The organism is Parvularcula lutaonensis (genome assembly GCF_014651915.1).
Classification (GTDB): domain Bacteria; phylum Pseudomonadota; class Alphaproteobacteria; order Caulobacterales; family Parvularculaceae; genus Parvularcula; species Parvularcula lutaonensis.
In genome coordinates this window covers 539,816-552,012 of sequence record NZ_BMXU01000001.1, presented here as the reverse complement: position 1 = coordinate 552,012, position 12,197 = coordinate 539,816, and the positions used below count along the sequence as shown (strand labels likewise).

Annotated in this window: 13 protein-coding genes and 1 tRNA gene; 3 read left to right on the top strand and 11 right to left on the bottom strand. The window is 64.5% G+C overall.

All coding sequences use genetic code 11. From position 1 onward, the window contains the following. Nucleotides 1-67: 67 nt before the first annotated feature. The gene (locus IE053_RS02520; protein WP_189571246.1) at nt 68-1,612 is read right to left on the bottom strand and encodes a S10 family peptidase; all 1,545 of its coding nucleotides are present in this window, start codon (nt 1,610-1,612) and stop codon (nt 68-70) included. A gap of 101 nt (nt 1,613-1,713) precedes the next feature. After that, nucleotides 1,714-2,430 (bottom strand): hypothetical protein, encoded by a 717-nt coding sequence (locus tag IE053_RS02515; RefSeq protein WP_189571243.1) that lies wholly within the window; start codon nt 2,428-2,430, stop codon nt 1,714-1,716. Between the two features lie 63 nt (nt 2,431-2,493). Here IE053_RS02515 and IE053_RS02510 point away from each other — a divergent pair, with 63 nt between their 5' ends. After that, nucleotides 2,494-4,299 (top strand): ABC-F family ATP-binding cassette domain-containing protein, encoded by a 1,806-nt coding sequence (locus tag IE053_RS02510; protein ID WP_189571240.1) that lies wholly within the window; start codon nt 2,494-2,496, stop codon nt 4,297-4,299. A gap of 143 nt (nt 4,300-4,442) precedes the next feature. Here IE053_RS02510 and IE053_RS02505 read toward each other — a convergent pair whose 3' ends face one another. From IE053_RS02505 to recJ, 3 genes are all read right to left on the bottom strand, one after another. Beyond that, a complete protein-coding gene (locus IE053_RS02505) occupies nt 4,443-4,793 on the bottom strand; it encodes a hypothetical protein (RefSeq protein WP_189571224.1) in 351 nt (116 codons plus the stop codon). A 128-nt stretch (nt 4,794-4,921) separates the two neighbouring features. Continuing rightward, a tRNA-Glu gene (locus tag IE053_RS02500) sits at nt 4,922-4,996 on the bottom strand. Nucleotides 4,997-5,100: 104 nt separating this feature from the next. After that, nucleotides 5,101-6,900, bottom strand: coding sequence for a single-stranded-DNA-specific exonuclease RecJ (gene recJ, locus IE053_RS02495; protein WP_189571221.1), 1,800 nt, complete (start codon nt 6,898-6,900; stop codon nt 5,101-5,103). A gap of 97 nt (nt 6,901-6,997) precedes the next feature. Here recJ and IE053_RS02490 point away from each other — a divergent pair, with 97 nt between their 5' ends. Then, complete coding sequence (locus IE053_RS02490; RefSeq protein ID WP_189571218.1) at nt 6,998-7,381, top strand: hypothetical protein; 384 nt, start codon at nt 6,998-7,000, stop codon at nt 7,379-7,381. Here the strand turns inward: IE053_RS02490 and IE053_RS02485 are convergent. Genes IE053_RS02485 through IE053_RS02470 form a run of 4 tightly spaced genes read right to left on the bottom strand, consistent with a single transcriptional unit; the run spans nt 7,378 to nt 9,837 of the window. Next, entirely contained in the window at nt 7,378-7,827 is a 450-nt protein-coding gene (locus IE053_RS02485; RefSeq protein ID WP_189571215.1) for a DUF1178 family protein, read from the bottom strand. The genes IE053_RS02490 and IE053_RS02485 overlap by 4 nt on opposite strands. Further along, a complete protein-coding gene (locus IE053_RS02480) occupies nt 7,824-8,642 on the bottom strand; it encodes a carbon-nitrogen hydrolase family protein (RefSeq protein WP_189571212.1) in 819 nt (272 codons plus the stop codon). Before IE053_RS02480 ends, IE053_RS02485 begins: the two co-directional genes overlap by 4 nt. A 3-nt stretch (nt 8,643-8,645) precedes the next feature. Next, nucleotides 8,646-8,903 (bottom strand): glutaredoxin 3, encoded by a 258-nt coding sequence (grxC, locus tag IE053_RS02475; RefSeq protein WP_189571209.1) that lies wholly within the window; start codon nt 8,901-8,903, stop codon nt 8,646-8,648. 10 nt (nt 8,904-8,913) lie between these two features. Further along, on the bottom strand, nt 8,914-9,837 hold the full coding sequence (locus IE053_RS02470; protein WP_268249038.1) for a ComF family protein: 924 nt from the start codon (nt 9,835-9,837) through the stop codon (nt 8,914-8,916). Between IE053_RS02470 and IE053_RS02465 the strand changes: the two genes are divergently transcribed. Next, the gene (locus IE053_RS02465) at nt 9,751-10,617 is read left to right on the top strand and encodes a class I SAM-dependent methyltransferase (RefSeq protein WP_189571203.1); all 867 of its coding nucleotides are present in this window, start codon (nt 9,751-9,753) and stop codon (nt 10,615-10,617) included. The genes IE053_RS02470 and IE053_RS02465 overlap by 87 nt on opposite strands. On the opposite strand, the gene IE053_RS02460 is transcribed toward IE053_RS02465, so the two are convergent. Further along, the gene (locus IE053_RS02460) at nt 10,614-10,997 is read right to left on the bottom strand and encodes a (deoxy)nucleoside triphosphate pyrophosphohydrolase (protein ID WP_189571199.1); all 384 of its coding nucleotides are present in this window, start codon (nt 10,995-10,997) and stop codon (nt 10,614-10,616) included. The genes IE053_RS02465 and IE053_RS02460 overlap by 4 nt on opposite strands. A gap of 47 nt (nt 10,998-11,044) precedes the next feature. After that, the gene (locus IE053_RS02455; protein WP_189571197.1) at nt 11,045-12,061 is read right to left on the bottom strand and encodes a peptidylprolyl isomerase; all 1,017 of its coding nucleotides are present in this window, start codon (nt 12,059-12,061) and stop codon (nt 11,045-11,047) included. Nucleotides 12,062-12,197 lie beyond the last annotated feature (136 nt).

The window sequence follows — 12,197 nt, the reverse complement described above, 5'->3', positions numbered from 1 at the left end:
GCTTGCCCCATCAGCCTGCTGACTGGTTCAGGCTGGAGGCCCCACGGTCAGGCCGTGAGGCGCGCAGTCAGTCACCCAGGCTTTCAAAGAACGCCCCCGCATCCTCGGCAAATTCCTTCGAGGACTGTCGGTGCATGTAATACATGTGCCCGCCATAATAGGTATCGAGCCGGACATTGCCGCGGACGGACTCCGGAATACCCATATTGGCAATGACATAGGCGCTCTCGAAATAGGGGGTCTGCAGGTCCATCGCGCCATGGGTGATCCAGACCTTGAGGTGCTTGTTCATCGTCAGCCCCTCACGTAGCGCCTCGGCGGCGGCGGGCGGCTGGGGCCGCTTGGGCGAGCCGACATAGTAGCGCCAAGCCGAGCCGACAGAACCCGACAGGCTGTCGTAGCGCCGGTCAGGCATGGAAAAGCCGATCTCCGACAGATAGCTGATAAGCCCCGCGCGGTAGGGACCTGACAGGACGAAGAGCGGGTCGTCATTGTAGCCGGACTCGAACTGCTCAGGACTGGGATCAGTGACGGCAATCGTTGCGTCGTAAATCCCGACGAGCTGGCCGTTCTCGCGCAGCAGCTCGCTCGCATATTCCGACTGCGAGACCCGCCCGCGCTGGAGCTTGGCAAAGCCTTCGCTGACGCCGGTGATCTCGGCGAAGCGCTCGAGGATTTCCGCCTGCTCGCTTTCGTCCATCATCTCGCCCTGCACGAGGTAGCGCGTGTAGTCTTCGACCGCGAAGGCTTCCGCCTCCTCGAGGATGCCGGCCATGGCCTCGATCGAGGTGAGCTTTTCGTCGGCGAGTCCCTTGCCCTGGCTGGCAGCAGAAGCGGCATAGCTCGGCACGCGGGTCAGCCATGGCGCGGGGTGCAGGTTGTCACTGCGGCCTCCGAAGAGATCGAACTTCGGAGAGATGAGAACCGAACCCGATAGCGGCACGTCATGCTGGCGCGGAAGGAGCTGCGCCAGCATCGCCGCGCGGAAGCCGCCATAGCTCTCGCCGGCCACGACGACCGGCGACAGGAAGCGATTGTTCTCGGCAAGGTAGCGTTCAATGAACTCGCCCAAGGCGCGGAGGTCTCCGCTTACGGACTGATAGTCCTTGGCTCCCTTGGGCTCGCCGCCCTCCATCTCCGCTGCTTCCCCGACAAACCGCGAGAAGCCCGTCCCGACCGGGTCAATGAAGACGAGGTCCGTATACGGTAGCCAGCTGTCGGGATTATCCTCGAGCTCCACCGGCGGTGCCTTGATGTCGCCATCTTCGGTGAAGGCGATCCGCTTCGGCCCCAGCGCACCCATGTGCAGGTAGACCGATGCTGCGCCCGGCCCGCCGTTGAAGACGAAGGTGATTGGCCGTTCGGAAGCATCCGCGCCCTTCTTGAGATAGGCCGTGTGGAAGATCTCGGCGTCCGGTGCGCCTTCAGGCCCGAGGGGGAGGAAGCCCGCCCTCACGTCGTAGTCGAAGTCCTCGCCTTTCAGGTCCCAGCGCCTGGTGGTCTCGCCTGCGACCTGGCTGATCTTGGCGCGGGAGCCTTTAGCCGCCCCGTTATCGTGGTCGTCGATGGCAGCGGCGCTGAGGAACAGCGCAGCGGTCAGGCTGAGCAGCATGGCGGGTTCCCTTGTTCAGTCAGAAGCGGAGCCTAGCGCCCCGCGGCGCCAAGGCTAGGAGAAAGCAGCAAGCGCGCGCACAACCGGCGCGGGAGCAGCGCCTAGAACTGGCGCCCGACCCGAAGGCGCAGCCCGTAATCGGGAACGGGATCGGACAGGCCGAACGAGACGCTCGTATACAGCGTGTAGGGCCCGGGCACCGGCCAGGTGATGACGGGCGCGATCTCGTGACGCCCTTTTTCGAAGGATGCGAAGGCGTTCACCTGGCCGAGGTTGTCATAGAGTTCGACGCCAATGCTGTGCCCGCTGTCGAGGCGTTTGAAGATGCTCGAACGGGTCTCGATGACAGGCGATGCATCGACTCCGTCGCCGATATTGAATAAGCTCATCACCACGAAGCGGGCGAAGGTATCCTCGGAGAGCGTGAACTGGTTCGACCAGCTGAGCGCAATGTCGTCCGGCCTGCCACCGTCCCGGACCCTCGCATCGATGCGGAAGCCGGTATGCCAGTTCTCGGTCAGCTTGCCGGCATCGATCCACAGCATCGCGCGAAGGAATTCGAACTGGGCATCGGTGAACTCCGACTGGTCCCGCCATTGGTATTCGAGCCTGCCCATCAGACGGTCATTGAACGACTGTTCGTAGAAGATCCTCTGCGCCCAGGGCGTGAGGTTGTCGAAGGGCTCTCCACTGGAGAAGCGATACTCCGCCAGCTTGTGGCCTTCCTTGATGATCGGGCCGAAGACGCCAGCGGTGTTCTGCGCCTGTGCGGCGGTCGAGAGACAAAGAGCGATAACGGTGAGAGCAATACGAACCATACCGCCCCATGCCACGATCCGCCGAGGATTGCATCAGCGTCGTCCCCCGCTTACCGAGCGCGGATGGCTGCCCCGCTCCTCTCGCTCAAAGACATTCGCCTCACCTTTGGAGGCACGCCGCTGCTCAACGGTGCCGAAATGGTCGTCCATGACGGCGCGAAGATCGCACTGGTCGGCCGCAACGGGTCGGGCAAGTCGACCTTCCTGAAGATCGCGGCGGGCATTGTGGAAGCGGACAGCGGCGAGCGGACCGTGCGGTCCGGCACGACGTTCCACTATCTCGAGCAGGATCCCGATTTCTCGGCCTACGCAACGGCCGAGGATGTCGTGATGGGCGGGTTGTCGCCTACGGATGATCCCGGCGAAGTCGGACGGTTGCTGGCGGAACTCGGGATCGACCCCTCCGCCGATCCGAAGCCGCTCTCTGGGGGCGAGAAGCGGCGCATCGCGATTGCCCGTACGCTCGCGCCGCAGCCCGAGGTGCTGCTGCTGGACGAGCCGACGAACCATCTCGACCTCGATACCATTCTCTGGCTGGAGAGCGAGCTCAAGCGCAGCCGCTCCGCACTGGTTGTCATCAGCCACGACCGACGGTTCCTCGATAACCTGACGACGGAGACCGTCTGGCTCGACCGCGGCGAGACGCGCCACCTCAACGAGGGCTTCAAGGCTTTCGAGAGCTGGCGCGACAAGGTCCTCGAAGAGGAGGAACTCGCCGCCCACAAGCTCGACCGCAAGATCGTGCGCGAGGAGCACTGGCTTCGGTTTGGCGTCACCGCTCGCCGCAAGCGGAATGTTCGCAGGCTCGCTCAGCTCGGCGACCTTCGCCGTCAGCGTGCGGAGCGACGCGGGCCACAGGGGGCCGTCGACCTGACGGTGAGCGAGGCGGAGGCTTCTGGCAAGCAGGTGATCGAGGCGAAGGGCCTCTCCTTTTCCTATGGCGACCGGGCGATAGTCACGGGCCTGGACCTGAAGCTCAACCGTGGCGATCGCCTCGGCATTGTCGGGCCCAATGGCGCGGGCAAGACGACCCTCCTCAAACTGCTCCTTGGGCAGATGGAACCTGATGAGGGCATGGTCCGGCATGGCACGAAGCTGGAGATCATCGGCCTCGACCAGGAACGGGCGGGTCTCAAGGACACGACCCGCCTGATGGACGCGCTGACCGAAGGACGCGGAGACCAGATCACCATCGGGGGCCAGCCGCGCCATGCGCTGAGTTATCTCAAGGATTTCCTTTTCTCCCCCGAGCAGGCGCGCCAGCCGATCGGTGCACTGTCAGGCGGAGAGCGCGGCAGGCTGGCGCTCGCCATCGCGCTCGCCAAGCCGTCGAATCTCCTCGTGCTCGACGAGCCGACCAACGATCTCGACCTCGAGACGCTCGATGTTCTCGAAGAGGCGCTGGCGAACTATCAGGGTACGTTGATGCTGGTCAGCCATGACCGGGACTTCCTCGACCGGGTGGTCACCAGTGTCCTGACGCCCGTGCCCGAGGAGGGCCCCGGCCGCTGGCGCGAATATCCCGGCGGCTATGCCGACATGGCCCGCCAGCGCAAGGACATGCTCAAGCCGAAGGAATCCGCTCCGAAAGCGGAGAAGAAAGCTTCGCCCCCTGCCCGCAGGAAATCCTCCGGCAAGCTCAGCTTCAAAGACAAGCACGCCCTCGAAACCCTCCCGGCACGGATGGAAGAGCTCTCGGCGGAGATCGCAACGCACGAAGCCGCCCTCGCCGACCCGGACCTCTTCACCAAGGACCCCGATGCTTTCGACAAGGCGCAAAAGGGCCTCGCCGCCGCGCAGGAAGCGCTGGAGGCCGCAGAAGAGCAATGGCTGGAACTGGAGATGAAGCGGGAAGAGCTGGAAGGCTGACATCACGAGACCGACCGGCTGTGGAAGCCGGTCGGCGCGAACCGACGCACAAATTCTGGTGCCAGCCTTGTCCTTCCGAAGAAGCGACCCGCCAGCGAGGTGGGTTGTTTTTTCCAGACCCGGCTCGTGGGCTGGTTAGGGGCTCATCTCTCGACGATCAGGATCGGCACACGGCGACCGCTGCGAATACCGTAATAGGTCCCGCCGGAGGTCACGTAGATCGCCGAGAAATGAGGCCGCGGGGGCTTTCTCGTCCGCTGGCTGCCGACAAAGACGAAGGCAGAGGCCGGGCAATTGGTGACGCGGCGGTCACGCCGGTCCTCGCGCAGGTCCCGCCTGCTCCGCGTCACACGGGCATCACGGATATCCTCGCGAAGATCAGGGCATGCAGCCGGATTGAGACGCCAACCCGGCGCGGCTTGGGCCTGGGACTGGCTGGCACAGGCGACGGCACCGAGCGCCAGGGCGGCTGTGATGACGGTCTTGAGCGACATGGCAGGACTCCTCTCTTCCGCCATGACCCTGTCCCGACCTTGTCGCAGGCCTTTCTCAGGACGGGCCGCTTCTGTCGCAAAGTGTCACAAGACTTTGCCGAAACAATGGCAGAATAGAGGAAGAAAAGTGGCACTCCCTAGGGGAATCGAACCCCTCTTTCCAGGTTGAAAACCTGGCGTCCTAACCGATAGACGAAGGGAGCGCAGTGGGCTGCGCCCGAGCCGCGCACATAGAAAATCGCGGAAGTGCGATCAACCCCTTTTTTGTCCGAAGCGGCGGGAAGTTTCGTCGCGAGTTTTCCAGAGGCTAGAGCTCTGGCGATGCCTCGCTGGCGTCGTCGAGCTCGAACTGGGCTGCCTCGCCGCCGCGCCAGGTATCAGGCGTGATCCGGCCTGCGAGATGGAGACGGCGGCGGTCGCCTGAATCGAGGAGGTCGCCGAGGGGCTCGCCGACGACACCGAAAGCGATGCCGCGGGCGGTCTTGCCGACTTTGTCTTCGATGGTGATGGAAAGGTGACGCTCACCCACCGGACGGGCATGGCGGATGACGACGTCCGCGAGGGCGAAGCGCGGCTCCGGGTTGCCATTGCCGAAGGGGCCTGCCGGGCCGAGAGCCTTGCAGGTCGTTCCGTGGACAGCACCGATCCCGACCACGCCATCGAGGATCAGCGGATGTTCCTCCGTGGCGCTGGCCACCGCCCGGCTGAGTTTCTCGGCCATGAATTCCCGGAACGGCGCGATCTGCGCTTCAGTGAGACTGAGACCCGCGGCCATGGCGTGGCCACCGCCCCCTGTGATGATGCCGAGCTTGGCCGCTTCGCTGACGGCGGATCCAAGGTCGACGCCGGGTACGGAACGTCCCGAGCCTGTCCCCTCACCGTCCTGCATGGCGATGGCGAAGGCCGGACGGTTGTAGCGTTCCTTGAGGCGTCCCGCCACGATACCGACGACGCCGGGGTGCCAGCCTTCGCCTGCGGCAACAATCGGCGCGTCTTCGGGGAGGTCCTGCGCATCGACCTGCTGGAGTGCCTCGCGCCTTACCTGGTCTTCGAGGCGGCGGCGTTCCTTGTTCAGGGCTTCGAGCTTTGCGGCGATGGTTGCTGCGCGTGAAGTCTCGTCCGTAGTCAGAAGATCGAAGGCTATGCGCGCATGGCCGATGCGGCCTGCCGCGTTGATCCGCGGGCCGATCTGGAAGCCGAAATGGCTTGCCTGCGCAGCGCCGGACAACCCGGCTTCTGCGGCAAGCGCGCGGAGGCCAGGATTACCGCCCTGCCCATGCTCGAGATCGCCGAGGAGCTTGAGACCCTGGGCAACCAGCGTCCGGGTGAGGCCCTTGAGCGGCATGACATCGCAGATGAGGCTGAGGGCCACGAGGTCGAGGGACTGGATGATCTTCGGCTCGGGCCGCGTCTGGAACCAGCCGCGCCCCCTCAGGACACGGTTTGTCGCCACCATCGTCATGAAGGCGATGCCGCCCGCTGACAGCCCGCCGAGACCAGAAGTGTCGCCCGGCCGCTGGGGGTTCACGAGCGCGAAGACCTCCGGCCGCTCCCACATCAGGTGATGGTCGAGGACAAGGACGTCCGCTGACGAAGCGCCGACGATGTCTCCGTGGTTCGAGCCGCAGTCCACCGTGACGATGACGCTCGCCCCGCGCTCTTCCAAGCTGCGGAATCCTTCACGGCTCGGCCCGTAGCCTTCCGTGAAGCGATCCGGAAGGTGGACGACCGGCTCCGCGCCGATACTGCGCAGGTAACGGTAGAGGAGCGCCGAGGCTGTCGTTCCGTCAACGTCATAATCGCCGAAGATGCCGATCGTCTCGCCGCGCTGGACAGCGTCTGCAAGACGCTCTGCAGCGACGTCCATCTCCATAAGGACAGAAGGGTCAGGAAGGCTCTGGCGCAGCGATGGCGCGAGATGCGCCTCGATCTCCTCCGCCGCTACCCCGCGCCCGACGAGAACGTCGGCAAGGAGCGCGTCGATGCCGTATCGCTGGACAGCGAGATCGGCCGTCCGCCTGCAGACAGGACGCTGCCGCCAGATCCGTCCGGAGGCGGACCGGCTGACGCCTAGGAGCGGCGCGTCGGAAAACGAATCAAGGGGCACGGATACAGGCTACACGGTCTGATAGCTGGACGGTAGACAAGCGGGGCCCTGGCCGACTAGCAACAGCTAGATACTTATCCACCCTTACAGCATCTCAATGATCTTTTTCGAAGCTCCCCCTCCAGTCCTAACCGCTGAAGCTCTCCAGACGGAGCTCCAGCTCCGCAGCTTCCGCTCAAGCCTCGGCCAGCGGCTGAAGGCGAGCTGCGCGGACACGCCAATCGATTTTTTCCCGGCGAACACAATTCGCTTGGGAGCCGACACGCTCGTAATCGATGAGCCCGATTGGTATCGATCCTTCAAAGTCGCGGATGAGCAGGAACAGTTGGTCACCATGACCGACCAGTCGAAAGTCGGGAGTTACAATACACAGAAAACACTGCGCCTCGTATGGAATGAGGATCGCTCTGGGTACGTTGCAGTCGACGAGCAGGAACCCGAATTCTGGATTGAGAAGCCTGATTACTGCGACGCTGGCTAGTTCAGCTTCTTCTTCGTCTCGCCGGCATCAGGGATCGGCTGCGGGACGGGCGCGACCTGCACGCCTTCGTCCTTCAGCTCCTTCACCTCTTTCGGAGTGGCCTCGCCGAAGATCGGCTTGGGGTCGGTTTCGCCATAGTGGATGCGGCGGGCTTCTTCGGGGAACCGCTTGCCGACGTTTTCGAAGTTCTTCTCGACGTAGTCCTTGGCCCTGCGCGCGACCTCGTTCCATTCTTGGGAGATCGCTTCGATGGCATTCTTGGCTTTCGAGGCGGATACGCCGCCTTTGACGATGGCGGGGGCCATCAGGGCCTTGGAAACATCGGAGGTCCCGCAGGCCGGGCATTCGAGCATGGCCTCGTCCTTCTGCCGGTCGAAATCGGCCGATGACGAGAACCAGCCCTCGAACCGGTGGTCCTGGGCACAGCGGAGAGAGTATTTAATCACGCTCTATATGTGCGAATGGCGGGGCTGCGTTCAAGCACCAGCGAGGGGATGCGGGACCGCACGTCGCGGACCTTGGCGAGGTCGAGATCGGCCATCGCGACGCCCGGGCTGTCGTGGGACAGTTTGTCGAGGACCGATCCCCAAGGATCGACGATCATGGAGTGGCCGAATGTGTGCCTGCCATCCTCGTGCTCTCCGCCCTGCGCGGCGGCGAGGACAAAACTGCCTGTCTCGATCGCCCGCGCCCTCAAGAGCACTTCCCAGTGCGCTTCGCCGGTGGGCACCGTGAAAGCAGCGGGCACGGTCAGCACCTCCGCCCCTGCCTGGGCCAGGCGACGATAAAGGTGCGGAAAGCGCAGGTCGTAGCAGATCGAAAGGCCGACCTTGGCACCGATGCCTTCGACCAGAACCGCTTCCTTTCCCTCTTGGTAGAGGTTCGATTCGCGCCAGCTCTCACCGGTATCAAGGTCCACGTCGAAAAGGTGGATCTTGTCATAGGTCGCGATCTTGCGGCCTTCGCTGAAGACCATGGAGCGGTTGGCGACCTTCTGCTGGCCCAGGACCGGCACCGAGCCGATGATGAGCGTCGCGCCGACTTCTCGGGAAAGCTCGGCGAAGAAGTCCTCCTCGTCAGGCCGGGGTTCGATGAGGCTCGCCATCAGGCGGTCCCTGTTGCGGTCGAGCAGCGTTGTCATTTCGGGCGTCAGGATCAGTTGCGCACCGTCCTCCGCCGCCTCGCGGATCAGCTTCTCGGCATCCTCGAGATTGCGGGACCGGTCGATCCCGGAGCGCATCTGGATGACCGCCGCCCTCATCGCTTACGCCGCCAGCTTCGCGTCGAGCTTGCCCGCGCGCTCAAGGGCAAGGAGGTCATCGCAGCCGCCAATATGCTCGTCGCCGATGAAGATCTGCGGGAAGGTCGTCCGGCCGCCCGATCGCTGCACCATCTCCTGCTTCTTCGCCTTGTCGAAAGCGGCGGGGATCTCCTCGATCTCGGCGCCCTTCTTCCTGAGGACGTCCATGGCGCGGATGCAGTACGGGCACATGATCTTCGTATAAACTGTGACTTTGGCCATTCTGTGGTCCCTAGAGTTCCGGCAAATCCACTTGGGGAGCTTTGGCGTCGGGGAAAACCCTCGCCAGGGTCACAGCTGTGATGCCGCGAGCACCCGCCCTGCGCAGGGCACGCGCGCAACCAACCAGCGTGGCTCCCGAGGTGAGAACATCGTCGACGATGATGACGTTCCGGCCCTGGGCTGCCGGGCGCGCCTCAAACGCTCCGGAGAGATTGCGGAAGCGCCCCTCGAAACCGAGCCCCTTCTGCTGCGAGGTCGCCTTGCGCCTGAGAAGGAGCGCCGGATCCGCCGCCAGCCCGCTGCGCTTTGAAAGCGCGCTTGCGAGGAGCGCGGCTTGGTTGAAACGGCGCTGCCGTAACCTGCTCGGGTGAAGCGGGACCGGTGCGAGAACGGCGTCCTGCGACGGGGCGAGCCTGTCGAGGGCCACCTTCATGACCGCGCCGAGCGCCGGGACGAGGTCCTGCCGGTCAGCATATTTGAGAGAGAGGGCAAGCTGCGCGGACACCTCGTCATAGCGCAGCGCGCTTTGGACCGCGTCGAGCCGCTTCGGTCCACACAGATTGCGGGGGTATTTGTGGGGAGCCGCGCAGGGCGCGCAGAGCGGCTCTTCCTTCTCCGCATGGTCGAAGGGCGCACCGCAGAGCGAACAGCCGGGTGGAGCGACAAAGCTCAGGCGAGCCCAACCTTCGGGAGAGAAAAACCCCGATGTTGCCACCGCCTGGCCCGTTACCGGGCACTGGGTCGGGAAAAGAAGCGATGCGACCGCGGCAAACGGCCTTGCAAGCAAGGCTTGGCCTCGCCCTCCGTCCTGCCTCGTGGCAAGGGCTCCGTCATGGATTCGACCGGAATGACTCAACCTTCGCCGCCCTCGGTGTTTGCCCCCGAACTGCGCAAGCTGCGGCTCGCCCGCGCCGCGCGCAACTTTCCAGCGCATGACTTCCTGCACCGAAAGGTGGCCGAGGACGCGCTCGACCGTCTCGAGACGGTGCAGAAACGCTTCGAGCGAGCCCTGTTTCATGGTCCCGGCGCGCCGCTGCTGGCAGAGATCCTGACCGAGAAGGCCGATGTGGGTGAGGTAACGATCGCTGGCGAGAGCGCAGCGTTCCTGAAGGCGCTCGGCACCGATGCGCCGGTCGAGGCCCGCGCCAACGCCCTGCCCTTCGCTGACAAGAGCTTCGACCTCGTTGTCTCGCTGATGAGCCTCCACGCCGAAGACGACCTTCCGGGCGCTTTGGTCGAGATGCGGCGGGTGCTGGAACCCGATGGCCTTTTCATTGCCAGCTTCCCAGCCGAGCGGACGCTTTCGAACCTCCGCCAGGCGCTTCGTGACGCCGAAGCGGCCGTGACCGGCGGCGTCTCACCGCGGGTTGCCCCGTTCGTCGCGACGAAGGACGCAGGGGGCCTTCTCCAGCGGGCGGGGTTCGCCCTCCCCGTGGTGGACGTGCAGCCAGTGACCGTGCGCTACCGAAACCCCATGACCCTGCTGCAGGACCTCCGCGGCATGGGCGAGACGCTCGCGCTGGCCAAGGGGAGCCGGGCTCTGCGGCGTGACGTGCTGGGTCAGGCGCTGGCGACGCTCGACGGACAGGAGACGGTGTTCGAGATCGGCGTGCTGACTGGCTGGGCGCCGCATCCGAGCCAGCCCAAGCCGCTCAAGCCCGGAAGCGCGAAGGCATCGCTGGCCGACGCCGTGCGGGGCATGAAAGGCGACTAACTCAGAAGGTCGCGCACGGCGGCAGCCAGTGGCTTGTCCGCCGGGACCAGGTCATAGGAGAAAATCTCGTCGGGACGCGCCCATGCGAGGGTCTGGCCTTCCAAGGGTGTCGGGACACCTTTGTATTTCCGGCAGGCATAGAGGAGCAGCAGGAGGTCGCCCTCTCCGTTGAAGGCCAGCGGAGCGAGGCAACTCGTCTCCGTGTCGATGCCAAGCTCTTCCCGCAGCTCCCGGATCAGGGCTTCGCCGACGTTCTCGCCCTCTTCGACCTTGCCGCCCGGAAATTCCCACTGGCCAGCATGGGCCTTTCCTTCAGGCCTTTGGCTGAGAAGGACACATCCGGTTTTGTCGATCAGGGCAACGGCCGCGACGATGAGCATACGCGGCCCTTAGTGAGATTGTTCCCGGAGGGGAACAGCGATGCGAATCAGAGACGGCGCACGGTGGCGAGGGTGCCACCCGAGACTTGCGCTTCATCGGCCATGATCGCTTCGGCGGCGCGGATCCGGGCCGGCGCCTTCTCCCGTGCTGCAGCAATCGCGGATGCAATGGCTTCATCGCGCAGCGTGGCGGCGATGGCATCGTGCCGTTCAGAGAACGGGGCCAGACGCTGGGCACGTCGGCTTTCGAGTTTCAGGATCGTGTAGCCGTCGTCCGTCGCTATCGGAGCGGTATGACCACCGATCGGGAGCTCGGCCACGGCAGCGGCAAGCTCTTCAGGCAGTTCCGACAGCCTGACATCGCCCATCAGGCCCCCCTTCTCTGCAGTCGCCTCGTCCAGCGACTTCGACGCAGCTAGGCTGGAAAACGTCGAACGCGGCAGGCGGTCGGCGATCGCAAGGGCTTCTTCTTCGGTGGCCACGACAATCTTCGAAAGGCGCAGGATACTGTCCTGTTCGAGGGCAGCCTTCTCCGCTTCGTAGCGGGCGCGGATGGCATCCTCGGTCACGGCCGCGCTGACAACGCGGTCGAGGAATGCCTCGGCGAGGATCTGGCGTTCGGCGAGCGCCACTGCCGCGCGGATTTCTAGAGCCCCGTCGAGGCCCTGCTCACGCGCAAGCTGTGCCAGAGCGAGATGATCGGCGGCGTCATCCACGGTGCCCGAGGCGATAAGTTGCGGAACAGCAGCATTCTCAACGTCGTCGCCGATGAACTGCGCATGTGCCACGGCATCGGAGACACGCAGAACCTCGCGGCCGACCTTGGCCACCACCGGATCGACATCCGTGTAGGCGGTCATCAGCGTCATGGGACGCTCGACCACGCCAAGGCGAATCGCTTCGGCCGCAGCGGTGCAGACCAGCACCGCTGCGAAGACCCCGTGCAGCGCCGCGCGCGGTCCAAAGCCGGACAGCGCCGCGGCAGCAGCCTTGGCCTGAAAACCCCAGGACGCCTTCGCGCCCACACGTTTCGTAGAAGGTGTCTTGTGTTCCACGCTCACCATTCCCGTTTCCGTGATCCGTTAACTCGTCATTAACCGGCTTATGAGCCAGTGAAGAATTATCCAGTGCAAGACAAGTGCCGTCCCGACACACCCCTCGGGGATTTGACATCGCGCGGGACCCCTCCCTATCTGCAGA